Source organism: Camelimonas abortus (assembly GCF_042432745.1).
Classification (GTDB): domain Bacteria; phylum Pseudomonadota; class Alphaproteobacteria; order Rhizobiales; family Beijerinckiaceae; genus Camelimonas; species Camelimonas abortus.
In genome coordinates this window covers 202,347-220,811 of the sequence record NZ_JBHLWR010000004.1, presented here as the reverse complement: position 1 = coordinate 220,811, position 18,465 = coordinate 202,347, and the positions used below count along the sequence as shown (strand labels likewise).

13 protein-coding genes and 3 pseudogenes are annotated in these 18,465 nt (G+C 68.2%); 6 read left to right on the top strand and 10 right to left on the bottom strand.

Features of this window, described 5'->3' with window-relative positions; all coding sequences use genetic code 11:
• The first annotated feature begins 69 nt into the window (after positions 1 to 69).
• Positions 70 to 552: a YbaK/EbsC family protein gene (locus ACFFJB_RS01200; protein WP_376828868.1), complete on the top strand. Its 483-nt coding sequence runs from the start codon at positions 70 to 72 to the stop codon at positions 550 to 552.
• A gap of 62 nt (positions 553 to 614) precedes the next feature.
• On the opposite strand, the gene ACFFJB_RS01195 is transcribed toward ACFFJB_RS01200, so the two are convergent.
• From ACFFJB_RS01195 to ACFFJB_RS01170, 6 genes and pseudogenes are all read right to left on the bottom strand, one after another.
• Entirely contained in the window at positions 615 to 1,826 is a 1,212-nt protein-coding gene (locus tag ACFFJB_RS01195) for an HlyD family type I secretion periplasmic adaptor subunit (protein WP_376828866.1), read from the bottom strand.
• Positions 1,823 to 3,199, bottom strand: a complete 1,377-nt coding sequence (locus ACFFJB_RS01190) for an ATP-binding cassette domain-containing protein (RefSeq protein WP_376829108.1) — start codon at positions 3,197 to 3,199, stop codon at positions 1,823 to 1,825. Before ACFFJB_RS01190 ends, ACFFJB_RS01195 begins: the two co-directional genes overlap by 4 nt.
• Positions 3,200 to 3,251: 52 nt before the next feature.
• Positions 3,252 to 4,000 (bottom strand): annotated as a pseudogene (locus tag ACFFJB_RS01185) (IS3 family transposase); the annotation flags it as partial.
• 67 nt (positions 4,001 to 4,067) lie between these two features.
• Complete coding sequence (locus ACFFJB_RS01180) at positions 4,068 to 5,264, bottom strand: IS256 family transposase (protein ID WP_376828581.1); 1,197 nt, start codon at positions 5,262 to 5,264, stop codon at positions 4,068 to 4,070.
• Between the two features lie 95 nt (positions 5,265 to 5,359).
• Positions 5,360 to 6,351, bottom strand: a pseudogene (locus ACFFJB_RS01175) (IS3 family transposase); the annotation flags it as partial.
• Between the two features lie 276 nt (positions 6,352 to 6,627).
• Positions 6,628 to 7,058, bottom strand: a pseudogene (locus tag ACFFJB_RS01170) (transposase); the annotation flags it as partial.
• Between the two features lie 111 nt (positions 7,059 to 7,169).
• Here ACFFJB_RS01170 and ACFFJB_RS01165 point away from each other — a divergent pair.
• On the top strand, positions 7,170 to 7,613 hold the full coding sequence (locus tag ACFFJB_RS01165) for a hypothetical protein (RefSeq protein WP_376828865.1): 444 nt from the start codon (positions 7,170 to 7,172) through the stop codon (positions 7,611 to 7,613).
• Positions 7,614 to 7,737: 124 nt separating this feature from the next.
• Complete coding sequence (locus ACFFJB_RS01160; RefSeq protein WP_376828863.1) at positions 7,738 to 8,496, top strand: hypothetical protein; 759 nt, start codon at positions 7,738 to 7,740, stop codon at positions 8,494 to 8,496.
• Between the two features lie 107 nt (positions 8,497 to 8,603).
• On the opposite strand, the gene ACFFJB_RS01155 is transcribed toward ACFFJB_RS01160, so the two are convergent.
• Both ACFFJB_RS01155 and ACFFJB_RS01150 read right to left on the bottom strand, forming a co-directional pair.
• Positions 8,604 to 9,836, bottom strand: coding sequence for a multidrug effflux MFS transporter (locus tag ACFFJB_RS01155; RefSeq protein WP_376828861.1), 1,233 nt, complete (start codon positions 9,834 to 9,836; stop codon positions 8,604 to 8,606).
• A gap of 351 nt (positions 9,837 to 10,187) precedes the next feature.
• A complete protein-coding gene (locus ACFFJB_RS01150) occupies positions 10,188 to 11,396 on the bottom strand; it encodes an ABC transporter substrate-binding protein (protein ID WP_376828859.1) in 1,209 nt (402 codons plus the stop codon).
• A gap of 222 nt (positions 11,397 to 11,618) precedes the next feature.
• Between ACFFJB_RS01150 and ACFFJB_RS01145 the strand changes: the two genes are divergently transcribed.
• Together ACFFJB_RS01145 and galE are read left to right on the top strand one after the other, a co-directional pair.
• Entirely contained in the window at positions 11,619 to 12,719 is a 1,101-nt protein-coding gene (locus ACFFJB_RS01145; RefSeq protein ID WP_376828857.1) for an alkene reductase, read from the top strand.
• A 182-nt stretch (positions 12,720 to 12,901) separates the two neighbouring features.
• Positions 12,902 to 13,927: a UDP-glucose 4-epimerase GalE gene (gene galE, locus ACFFJB_RS01140; protein WP_376828855.1), complete on the top strand. Its 1,026-nt coding sequence runs from the start codon at positions 12,902 to 12,904 to the stop codon at positions 13,925 to 13,927.
• A 42-nt stretch (positions 13,928 to 13,969) separates the two neighbouring features.
• On the opposite strand, the gene ACFFJB_RS01135 is transcribed toward galE, so the two are convergent.
• Together ACFFJB_RS01135 and ACFFJB_RS01130 are read right to left on the bottom strand one after the other, a co-directional pair.
• Complete coding sequence (locus tag ACFFJB_RS01135) at positions 13,970 to 14,413, bottom strand: acyl-CoA thioesterase (protein WP_376828853.1); 444 nt, start codon at positions 14,411 to 14,413, stop codon at positions 13,970 to 13,972.
• 180 nt (positions 14,414 to 14,593) lie between these two features.
• Positions 14,594 to 16,900 carry a TonB-dependent receptor gene (locus ACFFJB_RS01130; protein ID WP_376828851.1) on the bottom strand — a complete coding sequence of 769 codons (2,307 nt, stop codon included), beginning with the start codon at positions 16,898 to 16,900 and terminating at the stop codon, positions 14,594 to 14,596.
• A gap of 302 nt (positions 16,901 to 17,202) precedes the next feature.
• On the opposite strand from ACFFJB_RS01130, the gene ACFFJB_RS01125 reads away from it, so the two are divergent.
• Positions 17,203 to 18,420: an aminotransferase-like domain-containing protein gene (locus ACFFJB_RS01125; RefSeq protein WP_376828849.1), complete on the top strand. Its 1,218-nt coding sequence runs from the start codon at positions 17,203 to 17,205 to the stop codon at positions 18,418 to 18,420.
• Positions 18,421 to 18,465 lie beyond the last annotated feature (45 nt).

Genomic DNA, 18,465 nt, shown 5'->3' with positions numbered 1-18,465 from the left:
GGCCCTCCGTCATATTGACCCGCGCGCCGCGAGCGGCGATGCAGCCCTGCACTCACGCAGGAGCAGAGGATGAGTCTGGCGAGCGTAAAGGCGTTTTTCGCCGAAAAGGCCCCCGATATCACGGTGATTGAAACCGGACAGCGCACCGCGACTGTGGCGGAGGCGGCCGCGGCGCTGGGCCTGCCGCCGGCGCGCATCGCCAAGACGCTGTCGCTGCGCCGCGGCGACGAGGTGTTTCTGGTGGTGACGCGCGGCGACGCCCGGCTGGACAACCGCAAGGCGCGGGAGGCGTTCGGCGGCAAGGTGCGCATGCTGGCCGCGGACGAGGTGGAGGCGCTGACCGGCCATCCCGTGGGCGGCGTGTGCCCGTTTGGCCTCGCCCGGCCGCTGCAGGTGTACTGCGACGTGTCGCTGCAGGCTTTTGACGACGTCGCGCCGGCGGCCGGCTCCATCGACAGCGCCGTGCGCATCAGCCCGGCGCGCCTCGCCGAACTCACCGGCGCCCGTTGGGTGGACGTGTGCCAGCAGGCGCCGGAGCCGCAGCCGGCCTGACGGACGGGCCGGCGGGTCCCGGTCACGCCGCCAGGGCCGCAAGGCCGGGCGGCCGGCGCGCCTCAGCGTTCGCGCAGCGCCTCGCGGGCGCGGTTCAGCGGCCGCAGCAGGTACTGCAGCACGGTCTTTTCTCCGGTGTGAATGTCGGCCGTGGCGATCATGCCGGGGAAGATCGGGAACTCCTTGCCCGCCCGGTTCACCAGCCGGTCGCTGCTGGTCTTGATGTACACGCGGTAGTAATAGACGTCCGGCTTGGCCTCGTCGCGGATGGTGTCGGGCGAGATGCTCGCCACCTTGCCCTCCAGGCCGCCGTAGATGGAGTAGTCGTAGGCGGAGATCTTCACCGTCGCCCGCTGCCCCTGGTGAATGAAGGCGATGTCGCGGGGCGAGATCCGCGCCTCGATCAGCAGCGTGTCGTCCAGCGGCACGATGTCCATCAGCTTGCCGTTGGGCGGAATGACGCCGCCCACCGTGGTCACCTCGATGTTCTTGACCACGCCGCGCACCGGCGAGCGGAACACCACGCGCGACAGCGTGTCCCTGCGGGCGCGCAGCTGCTGCTGCAGCGCCTTGACGTCCGCCTCGGCCTTCGCCAGCTCCTCCCGGGCGCGCACCACATATTGCGACTGCACCTCCGCCAGCTTCAGCTCCAGGTCGGCGATCTGGCGGTTGAGGCGGATCACCTCGATCTGGCTGGCGGCGCCGGCTTTCTGCAGCCGCTCGCTGATGGCGAGCTCGCTCTTCGCCAGCTCGAGCGACCGGCGCAGCCAGGCGGTGGATTCGTCCAGTGCCTTGCGGCGGGCATTGTAGAGCCGCGTCTCGGCCTCCACCAGCTCCTTCGCGCCGTCCAGCTCCGGCGGGAATTTCAGCGCGGTCATGTTGACCTCGGCGGTGAGGCGGGCGGCGCTTGCCTGGGCGGCGTGCAGCCGCACCTCGATCTCGCCGGCGCTGGATTCGGAACGCGTGGGGTCAAGCTGCGCCAGGATCTGGCCGGGTTGCACCACGTCGTCCTGGCGCACGTTGAGCGAGGCGAGAATGCCGCCTTCCAGCGACTGGATCACCTGCTCGCGCGATGACGGCGCCACCTTGCCCTGGCCGCTGGCCACCTCGTCCAGGGTGGCGAAGCTGGCCCAGACGAGAAACACGACCAGAAGCGCCGCCAGCAGCACGATGATGCGCGTGGCGCCGGAAAGGCGCACGTCGCCCCCCTCGGCGTCCAGATCGACGGCGGCCGGCGCCGGGGCAGGCTTCCGCCAGAAAAAGACGGACCTCATGCCGGCGCTCCCTTCGTCTGGCGCGCCGGCGCCGCGGCGCGCGGCCCCCGGCCAAGTTTCTGCAGGGCCTCCGCGCGCGGCGCGTCGAGCACGACGCGGCCCTCGTCCAGCACGATGACGCGGTCGGCGATTTCCAGCAGCCGCAGCCGGTGCGTGGTCATCACCAGCGTGCGCCCGCGCGCCCATTCGCCGAGGCGCGCCGCCAGCTCGCGCTCGGCGGCCTCGTCCAGGCTGGCGGTCGGCTCGTCCAGCAGCGCCACCTGCGGATTGCGCAGCAGCTGGCGGGTGAGCAGCAGCAGCTGGCGCTGGCCCTGGGAGAAACCGGCGCCGCCCTCGCCCACCACATGGTCAAGCCCGGCCGGCAGGCGGCGCACGAAGCCGAGCGCGCCGGTGAGCGCCAGCGCCTCCGTCAGCTCCTGGTGAGAGGCGTCGGGGGCGCCCATCAGCAGGTTGTCGCGCAGCGACCCGTGGAACAGCCGCGCGTCCTGGCCGACGAAGCCGATGTCGCGCCGCAGGTCAGCCGGATCAATATGGGCGAGCGCCACATTGTCCAGGGTGATTTCGCCCGCCGAGGGCTGCAGCAGCCCGGCGAGGGCGCGCAGCAGCGTGCTCTTGCCGGCGCCGTTGCGGCCAAGCACGGCGATGCGCTCGCCGGCCCGGATGTCGAGCGCCTTCACCGACAGCGCCACCGGCGAGTTCTCGTCGCCATGGCGCAGCGTCACGTCGCGCAGCTGGTAGTGGCCGGAAATCACCGGCAAGTGCACCCGGCTCTCGTCAGGCGCGTCGTCCACGGGCAGCGCCATGACGGCGTCGACGCTGCGCGCCGCCACCCGCGCCTGCTGCAGGCGGCCGAGCACCTGGGTGAGCTGGGCCATGGGCGCGATCATACGCGAGCCCAGCATGGACGCCGCCACCAGGCCGCCGGTGGTGATCTCGCCGGCGATGACCATGGGCGCGCCCATCGTCACCACGGCGGCGAACACCAGCATCTGCACCACGCCGCCCCAGGTGGTGAGACCGTTGGTGATGCGGCGCAGCTTCAGCTGCGCCATGGCGGTGACGGCGTTGTAGTGGTTCCACAGGCGCAGGAAGCGCTGCTCCGCCTGCAGGCTCTTGATGTCGTCCATGCCCTGCACCGCCTCGACCAGCATGGCGTTGCGCAGCGACGCCTCGCGCATGGAGGCGTTGGCGTATTCGCGCAGCCGCGGCTGCACGAGCACGCCCGGCAGCGCCATCAGCACGAGCCCGCCCAGCGGAACCAGCGCCAGCGGCCCGGCCAGGATCCACATCACCCCCAGAAACACGAAAAAGAACGGCAGGTCGGCGAGGGTCGCCACCGTGGTCGAGGTAAGCGCCTCGCGCACGTGCTCCAGATCGCGCAGCTGGGCGATTGGCCTGACCCCATAGGGTGGTCCGGTTTCAATCTTAGTTCATGATCGGCCTTGGGGCTATTGCCTGGGCAGATGACGGTGCTGCTCCGCTTGCTGGCGCAGGCCAGATGATGGCCTCGGGTGCCGGTGGCTTGTATCCAAGCGACGAGTGTGGCCTCTTGGTGTTGTAGTATCGCCGCCAGGCTTCGATGATGATCTTGGCCTCGGCGAGGCTGTAGAAGATCTCACCGTCGAGCAGTTCGTCGCGGAGCTTCGAGTTGAAGCTCTCGCAGTAGCCGTTCTCCCAAGGGCTTCCTGGTTCGATGAACGCTGCGCTGTCTTTGCGCCGACGGCTACGATCCACTCCCGTACAGCCTTGGCGATGAACTCCGGGCCGTTGTCGGAACGGACATGGCCCGGCACGCCGCGCAGGATGAACAGGTCCGACAGGGTGTCGATGACGTCGGTCGAGTTGAGCTTGCGATCAATGCGGATCGCCAGGCACTCCCGGGTGAACTCGTCGATGATGTTGAGCATGCGGAACTTCCTGCCATCGTGGGTCCGGCCCTCGACGAAGTCATAGGACCAGACATGATTGGGGTGCTCCGGCCGAAGCCGAACGCATGATCCGTCATTCAGCCAGAGACGTCCTCTCTTCGGTTGCTTCTGGGGAACCTTCAGCCCCTCCCGCCGCCAGATGCGCTCGACACGCTTGGCATTCACCGTCCAGCCTTCGGATCGCAGCATTGCCGTGATCCGGCGATAGCCATAGCGGCCGTAGCGTGAGGCCAGGCGGATGATGTCGGGATGATGTCCCAGGACGTGGTGTAGCTTAGACGGCCACGGCTCATCCCAGAGGGTCGGATGAGTGTCAGCTTGTTGCTGGCAGGCTGATGAGTGGATCATCGCTCATCGTAGCGATTGTCTCAAGGGTCATATAGCGGGATCGCTGGACGGCCCATTCATCGTTCTGTTCGAGCAGCAGTGCACCGACCAGGCGCACGATAGCGTCGTCGTTGGGGAAGATGCCGACGACCTCTGTCCGCCGCTTGATCTCGCCGTTCAATCGCTCAATCGGGTTGGTCGAGTGAAGTTTGGCCCAATGCTGCTTGGGAAAGGTCATGTAGGCGAGCACGTCTTGCTCGGCGCTGTCCATGAGACTGGCGAGCTTCGGCACCTTTGGCCTGATCTGGTCGGCGACGTTGCGCCACTGGGTGCTTGCCGCCTCCGACGTGTCCTGAGCGAAGGCCGTGGCAATGAAGGCGGAGACGACACGCCGTCCGCTCTTTCCAGCATGGGCCAAAGCATTGCGCATGAAGTGCACCCGGCACCTCTGCCAGGTAGCGCAGAGCACCTTCGATACTGCGGCTTTGATGCCCTCATGCGCATCTGAGACGGCGAGCTTGACGCCACGCAGACCCCGCCTGGTCAGCTTTCGAAGAAACTCGGTCCAGATCGCCTCGGCCTCGGACGTGCCGATCTCCATGCCGAGCACTTCGCGTCGGCCGTCGGTGTTGACGCCGACGGCAATGATGACTGCAACAGAGACGATGCGCCCGCCACGCCGGACCTTCAAATAGGTCGCGTCAATCCAGAGGTAGGGCCATTCGCCTTCGATGGGCCGGTCGAGAAAAGCCTTCACCTTCTCGTCGATCTCCTCGCACAGCCGGGAGACCTGGCTCTTGGAAATGCCCGACATGCCCATGGCCTTAACGAGGTCGTCAACCGAGCGGGTCGAAACGCCCTGGATGTAGGCTTCCTGGATCACCGCGGTCAGGGCTTTCTCGGCCATGCGACGCGGCTCCAGGAAGCTCGGAAAGTAGCTGCCGGTGCGGAGTTTCGGAATGCGAAGTTCTACTGTTCCGGCCCGCGTCTCCCAGTCTCTGTCGCGGTAGCCGTTGCGCTGGGCCAGCCGAAAGGCATTCTTCTCGCCATAGGCCGCGCCTGTTTTCGCGCCGACCTCCAATTCCATCAGCTTCTCGGCGGCAAAGCCGATCATCTCGCGCAGCAAATCGGCGTCAGCACTCTTCTCAACGAGCGAGCGCAGGTTCATCATATCGTCGGTCATCGGTGGTGTCCTTCAGGTTGGTTCTAAGCAACCCGACCCTATCGGAAATCACCGATGGCTATGAAATCCAACTACACCACGGCACGGGACACGATCAGTTGGGAGCGCGTCTGGGTCAGCGTGGAGAAGAGCGTCTCATTCAGGAACTCGTCTCTCAGACGTCCATTGAAGCTCTCGATGAACGCATTCTGCATGGGCTTGCCAGGCGCGATATAGTGCCAGCGCACCCTGGACCTGTCTGCCCACGTCAAAATGGCGTTCGACGTGAATTCGCTGCCATTGTCGCTGACAATCATGGCTGGCTTGCCCCGGGCGACAATCAGGGCATCCAGTTCACGCGCGACCCTCGCCCCCGAGAGGGACGTATCCGCTACAAGCGCGAGGCACTCGCGGGTACAGTCGTCCACGACTGTCAGCACGCGGAACCGCCTGCCATCCGTCAGTTGGTCGGACACGAAGTCCAGCGACCACCGTTCGTTTGGCGACAGCGGCGGCTCAATTGGCGCCCGTGTTCCGATGGCCCGCTTGCGACCGCCCCGACGGCGCACCCCGAGCCGCTCTTCCCTGTATATCCGGAAGAGCCGCTTGTGGTTGACCTCAAAGCCTTCACGACGCAGCAGCACATGCAAACGCCGGTAGCCAAAGCGCCGGCGTTCATGGGCCAGTTCCTTCATCCGTGTGCGCAGGACGCCATCGTCCCGGCGCTGCGCCTGGTAACGCATGCTCATGCGGCTGAAGCCGGTGGCTTTACACGCCCGACGTTCGCTCATCCCGTGCTGCTGCATGAGATGGCGAACGGCCTGTCGCCTCGTGGCGGGCGTCACCACTTCTTTCCCAAAAGATCCTTCAGCGCCGCATTGTCGAGCATTGCGTCGGCCAGCATGCGCTTCAGGCGACTGTTCTCGTCCTCAAGGGCCCGCAGCCGTTTGGCCTCGGACACTTCCATGCCGCCAAACCGCGCCTTCCACTTGTAGATGCTGGCGTCACTGACGCCGTGCTTCCGGCAGAGCTCCGCCACCGGAATGCCCGCCTCGTGTTCCTTCAGGATGGCGATGATCTGTTCTTCTGAAAACCGCGTGCGCTTCATGTCTGGTCCTCTCAGCGGGGCCAGATCAAACTTCAAACCGGAATAGGCGCAGGGGGCAACGTCAGCGCCGACCTCCAATTCCATCAGCTTCTCGGCGGCAAAGCCGATCATCTCGCGCAGCAAATCGGCGTCAGCACTCTTCTCAACGAGCGAGCGCAGGTTCATCATATCGTCGGTCATCGGTGGTGTCCTTCAGGTTGGTTCTAAGCAACCCGACCCTATCGGAAATCACCGATGGCTATGAAATCCAACTACACCACGGCACGGGACACGATCGATGTCGGCGATCAATGCCTCTTCATCCGGCCGGCCTTTGGGCTTTTTGCGGTGGGTCGAACGGTGCTGGCCGAGAACCTTGCAGGCAAAGCGCTCCGAGACGGAGAACTTCGCCATGACATGATCGACGCAGCGACGGCGGCGCGCGGGGCTCAATAGTTTCCCGAGGCAGCCTCCTTCAGGATCAGCTTCTCGAGCGTCAGGTCCGACACCGCCTTGCGCAACCGGTCGTTCTCTTTCTCAAGCTCTTTCAGGCGCTTCACCTGATCGCCCTTCAGGCCGCCGAACTCCTTGCGCCATCGGTAATACGTGAACTGTGTCACGCCGATCGAACGAACCGCTTCGCCAACTGACCGGCCTTGTGACAACAGAACATCAACCTGGCGCAGCTTCGCCACGATCTCTTCAGGTCTATGCTTCTTCTGGGGCATTCAAACGTCCTCCTACGGCTCAATAGCCTACTTCAGGGAGGACCACTTTTCAGGGGGCAGACCATCAACCGGACGCGCGACTTCAGCCGCAACCCCACCGCCGCCCACGAGATGTTCCATCTTTTCCAGTACGGCTACGGCATGTTCAAGACAGGCTGGCTGCTGGAAGGCATGGCGCGCTGGAGCGAGCGTTTTTTCACTTCCCGCACGCCGCCGCCGCCGGCGCCGGGCCGCTGCGAGGACGTGACCGGGCGCGCCTATGCGGCGGCGTCATGGTGGGCGGCGCGCTGGCCGCTGGCGGCGGCGGCGCCGTCCGTGCGCCCGCTCGCGGCGGCGCGCTACGCCGGCGGCGCTCCGGTGATCCCGCGGCTGGCGGGCGTGGCCGGGGGGCAGGTCCGCGCCGATCTGGAGCGGCTGGCGCGGCTGTCAGTCCAGGTCAGCCGCCGCCTCGGCCTGCCTGCGGACGCGTGGCCCGAGCAGCTGCAGCGCGCGTCCCGCCATGACCGTGAGCTGTGCGCGGCGCTGGAGCAGAACCGTCCGTCCGGCGCGCGGTGAGCGCGCGCCATGACGCGGCGGCCAGCATCCCGACAGGACAAGCGCCTGCATTACGCAGAAAGAACGCCTCACATCACGACGTGTTATGTTAAGCCCTGCCGACCATAACGCAGGGAATACTTGAATGGGACTGCCAGCGCCTTTATTCGCCGGAATTGTAAACAATACATTCACGCAAGGGTCCGCGTCCGTCATAACCGTCCTAGTCGTTCCCAACAAGGACCCTGAGCCGGATGACAGCATTGCGCTGTATATCAATGACCCCAACATGCAGATGGCGCCGGCCTACACGGTTGTCCGGGGGTACGCGTCCGGCGACATCCGGTTTGACACCGACGCGTCGCTGTACAGGCTCGGCGCCAATCAGGTTCGTTACCGCATCATCGACGCGACCGGAAACAGCGACGACACGTCCGTGTCCGACATCGCGACGCTGACCGTCGTGCAGCAGGCGCAGCCATCGCCGCCACCCCCTCCCCCGCCGCCGCCTCCTCCGCCGCCTCCTCCGCCGCCGCCTCCTCCGCCGGACGACGGCGACCCGCAGATATTCTCGGCGGCGTTTACCTGCCGGTATGTGGACGCATGTAACTGCCGTTGGGTCAGCCACTTCTCGGGACGGTTTTACGTCGGAGATCACCAGTTCAAGCCAGACATTCCGGTCAGGTTCAAATTCGTACGCACCCCGACCACGCCATATCGCATACTGATCGACATGCCGCGTCTTTTTACGCGACTGGACAATCTGACGACCATAATAACGACGGATGTGGACGGACGGATTGAATTTTACATGTACGATTCCATCCTCAGGAGCGACTGCGGCGTCCGGCCGGACCTTTACTGCCTGATCGGCCCCAGGCAGGTGCCGGTGAACGTGCCCTAGAGGCGTCCTTGCCGCGCCGGCGCCGCCGGCGCGTCATGCAGGCGACCGCCCCGCACGCCGCGTGGCGTGGGGCGGCGCCCCGTGCGCCCGCCGGCTTCCCCGCGGACTCAGGCGTTGCGGGCGCGGAACAGGCGGCCGCGCTCCACCGTCAGCACCACGGCCAGGGTGGCGAGGCCGCACAGCACGAAGCCGGCGGCCATCGGCACGGTGGTGCCGTCAAAATGCTGGCCGATGGCGAAGCCGATCAGCGCCCCGCCGACCGTGGTGCAGAAGCCCTGCACCGACGAGGCCGTGCCGGCGATGTGGCCCAGCGGCTGCATGGACATGGCGCCGAAGTTGCCGCTCATCACGCCGAAACAGAACATCACGCCGGACTGCAGCAGGAAGAAGCTGGGCAGTGTCTCCACGCCGCCCGCCGCCACCAGATAGTGGACCGCGGCGAAGGCGATGTAGCCCAGCAGCGCCGAATGGGAGAGCAGGCGCATGCCAAGGCGCTCCACCAGCCGCGCGTTGAGCAGCGAGGCCGCCGCCATGAACGCCGCCGTCAGCGCGAAAATGGTGGTGAACAGGTGTTCGGCGTGGAACACGTCGCTGAAAATCTGCTGCGTCGAGTTGATGTAGCCGAACAGCGCGCCGAGGGCGAGGGTGTTGGCCAGCATGTAGCCCAGCGCCTCGCGCGTGGTCAGGCACGCGCGCACCGCCGCCAGGATGGCGCCGGTCTCAATGGGCCGGCGGTCTTCCGGACGCAGCGTCTCCGGCAGGCGGGCGAGCATCCACGCCAGCACCACGGCGCCGAACACGCCGAGCAGGCCGAACACCCAGTGCCACGGGGCCACCAGCATGATGGCCTGGCCGAACGAGGGCGCGAGGATGGGGATGAGCATGAAAATGATCATCGCCATCGACATCACCCGCGCCATCTGGCGGCCGGCGTAGCAGTCGCGCACGATCGACACGGCCAGCACGCGCGTGGCGGCCGCGCCGACGCCCTGCAGCACGCGGGCGACCAGCATGGTTTCGAAGGTGTTGGCCAGCCCCGAAATGACGCTGCACCCCACATACACGACGAGGCCGAAGGCCAGCACCGGCCGGCGGCCGAAACGGTCGGCGATGGGGCCGTAAAACAGCTGCGACGCGCCGAAACCAAGCAGATAGGCGGTGATGATCCACTGCCGCTCGTTCTCGGTGGCCAGACCGAGGTCACGGCTGATCTCGCCCAGCGCGGGCAACATCGAGTCGATCGCCAGGGCGTTGGTCGCCATCAGCGCGGCGATGAAAACGACGAACTCCCGGTAGCTCATCCGGCCAACGGGATGATGGTCTTGCCTGACGTTCTGCATGTCCTGCCTGAAATGACTGGCGGCGCCCCCCGCCCGCGCGGTGAAGGGGGGTCTCATGGCGCCTCCCCCTGCGCCGGGCAAGTCCCGCCATCCCTAACCAGCCCGAGCAATGCACAAGATGCATGGCTTGCGGCGCGCGGCCGGCGCGGCGGCCGTCCGCGCGCGCGCAGGCTTTGCGCCCGCGTGGCGGCGGGTTATGCCGCGCCCGCGACGGGGCCGCCAGTCAGCAAGGAAAATATTCGGTATGCATTGGTTGCATGCGCAGCCATTCGCGCCGGCGGGCCAGCGGCGCGCGCCGGCGCGGCTTCGCCGGGAGGGGGAAGCGCCAGCCGGAGCCGGCGCGCGCCCGGCTCAGTCGGCCGGAATCGGCTCGCCGAACACCACCCAGCGGTCGCCGTTGAAGCGCTGCAGGTTGAGCGCGTTAACCGTGGTGTAATTGTCCGGGCTGACGTTCATGGTGATGCCGGGCAGGTAGAGGTCCAGCTTCAGGTCCCTGATGTTCGTCGCCTGGCGCAGGATGTTCTCGCGCGTGAGATTGTCGCCGGCCTGGCGCAGGATGTGCTCCACCGTCTGGGCGACGACATAGCCGAACACGTTGCCGCTGTTGCGCGGATCGCCCTCCGGATACCACTCGGCCATGAACGCCTTGTAGGCCTTCACGCCTTCGTCACTGGCCCAGGCGGGATCGTCCGGATCCTTGAGGGAGGTGGCGGTGATGACGCCCACGGCGTTCTGCAGGCCGGCCGGCTCCAGCGTCTGGGTGCGGGAGGAGGCCACCGACGACAGGTAGATGGTGGGCTTCCAGCCCATTTCGGCGATCTTGCGGATGGCCTGGGCGCCAAACTTCGGCGTGGCCATGATGAACAGCACCTCGGCCCCGGAGTTGCGCAGCTGCAGGATCTGCGAGTCGACGGTGGCGTCGGTGATCTCGTAGGTGGCCTCGCGAACCACGTTCTTCAGGCTGTCGCCGAGGCCGGCCCTGAAGCCGCGCACGTAATCGCGGCCCGCGTCGTCGTTCTGCCAGAGAATGCCGATTTTGGCGTCGGGCGCGGTGCGGCTGACGTGGCGGCCGTAGACCTTGCCCTCAAAGGTGTAGGAGACGAAGCCCGGCGTGGTCCAGGGATAGTTTTTGGGGTCGTTCCAGCGGTCCGCGCCGGAGGAGACCAGCAGCTGGGGTGCCTTCTTGCCGTTCAGGTATTTCTGTACGGCCGCCTGGGTGGCGGTGCCGATGGAGTTGACCAGCGCCAGCACCTCCTCCTGCTCCACCAGCTTGCGGGTCTGCTCCACGGTCTTGGGCGGGCTGTAGGCGTCGTCGAGGGAGATCAGCTGCACCTTCCGGCCGTTGACGCCGCCGCGGGCGTTGATCATGTTGAAATAGGCCACTTCGGCCCGGCCCTGGACGCCGTAGGCGGAGGCCGGTCCGCTATAGGGCATGGTCTGCCCCAGTTTAATCATCGTGTCGCTGGCGCCTGGACCGTATTTCTTTTCACCGGCGGCGGCGAAGCCGTGCGCGCCAAGCATGGCTACGGCGGCGACAAGCGTCAGATACGCTTTTTTCATGGCGTTTCCTTCCCGGCGCCGGCGTGCGCGCCGGCGCATGTGTTTCTTTCATCATTGTCGGTCCCCTCTTTTTCCACCGAGAGTGGCGCCGGCGCGGCGCGCCGGCAAGCGGTTTCGCCGCCGCGCCGGCGGGTCTGCCGCCTTGCCTCGCGCCCGCCGGTATGAAATCCAGCGGGCATGGCGCCCGCGCGGCGCCGCAACGACGCCCAGGAAGGATTCGCCTTGACCACCGCAAAGCTGTTCGCGCCCTGTGAGCTCAACGGGCTGACGCTCAACAACCGCATCGCCATGTCGCCGGTCACCCGGGCGCGCGCCACGGAAGACGGCCATGTCGGCGAGCTGCAGCAGATCTATTACGGCCAGCGCGGCGACGCCGGCCTGATCTTCACCGAGGCGGTGGCGGTGACGCCCGGCGGCCGCGGCGGCCCCTTCCTGCCGGGGCTGTGGGCCGACAGCCATGTGGCCGGCTGGCGGCAGGTGACCGGAGCAGTGCGCGCGCGCGGCGGCCGCATCTTCTGCCAGCTCTGGCACGCCGGCCGCATCAGCCATTCGTCGTTTTCGCAGAACGGGGAGCCGCCGCTGGCCGCCTCGCCCGTGCCGGGCGAGGGCAGGATCTTCACCCCGCAGGGCATGGTTCCCTACGAGACGCCCCGCGCCATGACCCTTGAGGAGGCGCCGGTGGTGAAGGGCTGGTACCGCGACGCCGCCCGCCGCGCCAGGGAGGCCGGCTTCGACGGCGTGGAGCTGCACGCCGCGCACAGCTACCTGATCGACAGCTTCCTGCGCGACATGACCAACAGGCGCGACGACATCTATGGCGGGCCGGTGGAGAACCGCGTGCGCTTCGTCATCGAGGTGCTGGAGACGCTGCTGGAGGTGTGGGAGCCGGAGCGGGTGGCGATCCGCATCGCCCCGGTCGGTCACGCCTACAACGCATGGGACAGCGATCCCGAGCCGCTGTTCACCCATCTGGTGGAGCGGCTGAACGGACTGCGCATCGGCTGGCTGGACCTGGTGGAGGGCGACACCGGCGTCTCGCGCGAGGCCGAGCCGTCGTTCGACCTGCAGAAGCTGCGCCGGCTGTTCCGGGGCGTCACCATCGTCAACAATCTCTATGACCGGCAGATGGCCATCGACGCGGTGGAGAGCGGCCGCGCCGACATGGTGGCGTTTGGCCGCGCCTTCATCGGCAACCCGGACCTGGTGCGGCGCCTTGAGGCCGGCGCGCCGCTCAACGAGGCCCCGCCGGCGGTGTATTACCAGGGCGGCGCGAAGGGATACGTCGACTTCCCGACGCTTGCGGAGCAGGCGGCCGCCGGCTGAGCCGGCGCTCCGGGCGGGCGCGCCGCAATCTGGCGCCGGGGCGCGTTTACATTCGCCGCCGGTTGCGCCACAGCCATCGCTTTCGCGGCCGCGCCCGCCGCTCCCGGACGGGCGCGTTGCGCGGCGCGCCGGGCGCTGTAGAAACAGGCGTGCGCCGCGGCCGGCGCAGGGAGACAGGAGCGATGACCGCAGCACGCGTACTGGTGACCGGCGGCGCAGGTTATATCGGCAGCCACACGGTGCTGGAGCTGCTCGCGCGCGGCCATGACGTGTGCGTCGTCGACAGCTTCGCCAACAGCTCCCCGGAAGCCATGCGCCGGGTGGCGGCGCTCGCCGGCCGCGCCGTCCGCGTCGAACGGGCGGACATGCGCGACCTGGCGGCGGTGACGCGCCTGTGCGCCCGCTACCGTCCCGACGTCGTGATCCATTTCGCCGGCCTCAAGGCGGTGGACGAGGCCGAGCGGGCGCCGCTGGACTATTACGACGTCAACGTCAGCGGCACCATCAACGTGCTGAAGGCGATGGCCGCGGCAGGCTGCCGGCGGATCATCTTCTCCTCCTCCGCCACCGTGTACGGCGAGCCCCGGTACCTGCCGCTGGACGAGGCCCATCCCTGCCTGCCTGCCGGCGTCTACGGCCGCACCAAGCTCGCGGCGGAAACGGTGCTCCGCGACTGGGCGCGGGTCACGCCGGAGTGCAGCTGCGTCATCCTGCGCTATTTCAATCCGGTGGGGGCCCACGCCAGCGGCCGCATCGGCGAGGCGCCGCGCGACGCGCCCAACAATCTCATGCCGATCATCGCCGAGGTGGCCGTGGGACGGCGGGCGGAGCTGTGCATCTACGGCGACGACTGGGACACCCGCGACGGCACCGGCCTGCGCGACTACATTCATGTGGTGGATCTGGCGGCGGCGCATGTGGCGGCGCTGGATTTCGCCCTCGCGGCGCCGCGCGGCGCGGAGACGTTCAACATCGGCAGCGGCGCCGGCGCCACCGTGCGCGAGGTGCTGGCCGCCTATGAACGGGCCTGCGGCCGGCGCCTGCCGTGCCGGGTGGCCGGCCGGCGCCCTGGCGACATCGCCGCCTATTACGCCAACCCCGGCAAGGCGGAGCGGACGCTCGGCTGGCGCGCCCGCCACAGCCTGGACGACATGTGCCGCAGCTCCTGGAACTGGCAGTCACGGAACCCGGACGGCTACGGCGCGTGACGCCGGGCCGGAGCGGGCCGCGCCCGCCCCGGGGCCTGCGCCTCAGGCGGGCTGCGGAACGCGGATGCGCATGGTCTCCAGCGCCGCGCGCAGCTGCGCCGGCATGGGCGTGGCGCCGGTCTTCTCGGCGTGGACGAACACCGTGGCGCACACGCCCTTGCACGAATCGCCGACGAACAGCGCCTGGCCGATCTCATAGGACGAGCCGCCGATGCGCAGGATGCCGGTGGCGATCTCCACCGGCTGCATGTGGAAGACTTCCGCAAGATAGGTCACGCGGCTGTCGGCGGTGACGATGCGGGTGCGCTCGCTGACGCCGGCCTGCGCGAACATCTCGCGCGTGAAGACCGACCGCGCCTCGTCGTAATATTCGGCGATGGCGATGTTGTTGATGTGATGGAGCCGGTCCTCATCCCGGTAGCGGGTCTGGATGCGGACGAAATGCGGGTAAACGGAACGCTCGAGGCGCCAGACAGGTGGCTTCATCTATGGTCCACGAAAAGCTCTGACAATGCGGGTTGAGGCGTCCTCTTAGCGGCCTCCGCGCCGCTTGTCACATGCGCGCGGCGAAAGCCCCTTCCCCCCGCCGCCGGAGCGGCGGGGGGCCGGGCGGCGGCGACGCTGTCCCCCCGGAAAACGCCGCCGCGGACGCCGTCAAACCTGCTGTCAGAACGTCACCGTCAGATGGGCGCGCACGTTGCGGCCGGGCATCAGCACTTCATCCTTGCGGAAGGAGACGCTGTTGCGGATGCGCGCGTCAAGCAGGTTATCGCCCAATACCCCCAGCGTCACTTCCTCAACGCCGGCGCCGCTGGCCGGCAGCTTCACGCGCCAGTTCAGCTCGGCCCGCAGGTTGTTGTAGCCGGGGGTGCGGGTTTCATGGGGGGCGGTGCTGTTGCGGGCGAAGGCGTGGGTGAGCAGCACGCGGGCGAAAACGTCGTCGCTGCGCCAGTAGACGCCGCCGCTCACCCGCTGCGGCGGCATGCGCGGCACGGGGGAGCCGTCGTCGAAGCGGGCGTGGACGACGTCATAGCGCGCCTCGACGCCGAACTTGCCGGCGCCGAGGCTGGCGAGGTCGAACTGCCCCATGAACTCGGCGCCGGTGAAGCGCGCGCCGCGCTGGTCGTAGACCACCTGGCGGAATTCGTCGTCGACGCCGCAGGTGGCGAAGCTGTGGCCGCAGCCGGCGCCGGTGTCGCGCCGGTAGATGAAGCCGGCGTAGCGGGTATGGTAAACGCTGCCCTCAAAGCGCGCCGGCCCGTCCGCCTTCTTCAGGCTGAACTCGATGGTGCGGGCGCGCTCGACCTTGAGGCCGGGATCGCCGATCTCGAAGGTTCCCGAGGCGTGGTGGGGCCCCTTCGAGAACAGCTCCGGCGCGGCGGGAGCGCGCTCCACATACTGGGCGTTGAGCGTGGCGACCACGCCATGCCACGGCAGGGCGTACTGGAGTCCGGCGCTGACGCTCTTCGGCGCGAAATTGCGGGTGCGCGGCGTCAGCGCCGGTTCGGTGAAACCGGGGACCGGCAGGTAGCCTGCAGGGAAGCGCGGCGCCGAGCCCTGCACCTCCACCGCGCCGGCGCGTCCGGCCAGCTGCGCCCGCCAGCGCTCGCTGATCTGCAGCTCCCCGAACACATAGGCGGCGACAGCGCGGGTTTCCGCCGGGGCGATCAGGCCGCCGCCCTCGCCGGCGGCGTCCAGCTTCTGGCGAAAGCCGTGCACGCCCAGCGCGCCGCTCCATGTTCCGGCGGCGGAAGCGAAGGGCGCGAACTGCGCCTCCACCCGCGCCTCCTGCCGGCGGTTGTAGAACACCGAATGCACCGTCTCGCCGGCCGGCGCGACGGCATGGTCATGGTGACCGTGAACATGGTCGCCCAGGCGGTCGTGGTGATCATGGTCATGGCCGGCGTGATCATGATCGTGGTCGTGGTCAGGCCCGCCGGCGTGATCGTGGGGCAGGCCCAGCTCGCGGTGACGGTAACTGGCGGCGCCGGCCCAGAAGCGGACCGCCTCCAGCCAGGACGCGCCCGGGCGGTGCTCGCCCCGCAGGGTCAGCCGGTCCTCCTGCATGTCGATGCGGCTGCGCAGCGCCGCCTCCTCGCCGCCAGGGATGCCGTAGCGGCTGCGCAGACGCGACCAGGACAGGCCGGCGAAGCCGCTGTCGGTGATGAAGGAGCCGCCAATGGCCGCCCCCCAGGCCTCCAGCGCCGAATTGGCCATGGGCCCGTCGGGCGTGTCGTAGTCGCCGGAGCGCTGGCGGAAGAAATCGGCGTGCACCGCCACGCCCCTGGCCCCGGCGGTGACCTCGCCGGCGGCGACAAAACCGCGGTTGCCGCTGGTGACGCCGGTGAGCAGCCGGCCTTCGCGCCCCTTTTCCGGAATTTTCTCGGGAATGCGCCGGTCGCTGAGGCTGACCACGCCGCCGATGGCGTGGCCGCCGTAACGCAGCGTCGCCGGACCGCGGATCACGTCGATGCGCTCCGCCGCCAGCGGGCTGGCCGGCGCGCCATGGTCCTCGCCGACCGCGGACACGCCGGAAGCGTCGACGCCGCCCTGCTGGATGCTCACCCGGTGGCTGTCCAGCCCCCGGATCACCGGCCGGCTGGCGCCGGGCGCGAAACCGGTGGCGGCGACGCCTGGCAGATCCGCCACCGCCTCGCCGACGCTCTGCGGCAGACGGTTCTCCAGATCGGCGCGCGTCACCACCGAGACGGGCGCGAAAGAGCGCGCGGGCACGACCATCATGCCCGGCGCGGCCGCGCCGTCGCTTTTGCCATGGCCGGCGACCGGCGTGTCGGCGGTGACCTCGATGGCGTCAAGCTCCAGCGTCTGCCCCGGCCGGGCGGCGGCGGCGCCCGCGCCCAGGGCGGCGGCGAGCGCGGCGATGCTGACGAAAGAAAGGCTGCGACGGAAACGGACTGCGGATGCGGCGGCGGAACCGGCCGGCGCCGGACGGCGGAGATGTAACGCGACCATGACGACCCCTGAAATGCAATGTTATTACATCTCGTGCATCCGGGAGGGTCAACCGGCTTATGCAATATTGTTACATTCTCCTGCCGCGTCACGCGGCGGGCTGTGGAAAAGATTGCGCCGCGGCCCCGGTCCGGGACCGCGCAAGGTGACGCCGGCGCCCGTGGCGCCGGGGGACGGCGATGGGGCGGGCGCCGGCCTGCCGTGAGCGCCGGGCAGGCCTGCGCGCAAATTAAGTCAGCATCATTGACACATCTGCGGGGCTGTGTTTGGTGACGGGCGCCAACAAGCCGAGGTCCACCCCCATGTTCAGCTGGGAACAGGCGTTCGCCACCCGCGCCGCGCGGATGAAGGCGTCTGAAATTCGCGAACTGCTCAAACTGCTTGAGCGACCGGACATCATCTCGTTTGCGGGCGGCATTCCGGATCCGGCGCTGTTCCCGCAGGAGGCGTTCGCCGGAGCCTACGCCGCCATCCTCGCCGGCGAGAGCGGCGCGGCGGGGCTGCAGTATTCGGTCAGCGAAGGCTACGCGCCGCTGCGCGAATGGCTTGTCGGAGAGATGGGCAAGCTCGGCGTTCCCTGCGGCGTCGACAACATTCTCATCGTCTCCGGCTCGCAGCAGGGGCTGGACTATCTCGGCAAGCTGTTCCTCTCGCCAGGCGACACGGCGCTGGTGCGCTGGCCCACCTATCTGGGCGCGCTGCAGGCGTTCAACGCCTATGAGCCGAACTATGACCAGCTGACCGTCAGCGGCAACCGGACGCCCGAATCCTACCGCGCGGCGGCGGCGGCGGCCGGCGGCGCGGTGAAGTTCGCCTATCTCTCGGCGGATTTCGCCAACCCCACCGGCGAGACGCTCGACCTCGCCGGCCGCCACGCGCTGCTTGACCTGGCGGAGGCGCTGGACATCGCCATCATCGAGGACGCCGCCTACCAGTCGCTGCGCTATGACGGCGAGGCGATTCCACCGGTCCTCGCCCTCGACGTGGCGCGCTCGGGCGGCGTCAACGCCACGCGCACCCTCTATTGCGGCAGCTTCTCCAAGACCCTGGCGCCGGGCCTGCGCGTCGGCTACATCGTCGCCGCCGAGCCGGTGATCCGCAAGCTGGTGCTGACCAAGCAGGCGGCGGACCTGCATTCCTCCACCATCAACCAGATGGCCATCGCCCATGTGGCGTCGCGCATCTTTGACGCGCAGGTGGAGAAGATCCGGGGCGTCTACCGCGGCCGGCGCGACGCCATGCTGGAGGCGCTCGCCCGCCACATGCCGGACAGCGTGACCTGGAGCCGCCCGGAAGGCGGCATGTTCATCTGGCTCAACCTGCCGGAGGGCATGGACGGGGCGCAGCTGCTGGCCCGGGCCGTGGAGACCGAGAAGGTGGCCTTCGTGCCGGGGCAGGCGTTCCACGCCGACGGAACCGGCGCCAACACGCTGCGGCTCAGCTTCTCCTGCGCCGATCCGGCGACGATCGCCGAGGGCATGCTGCGCCTCGGCCGCCTGCTGCGGGCCGCCGGCGCCTGACGCCGGCGGATCCGGCCAGGCGATGAAAAACGGCGGCCCGGGGGG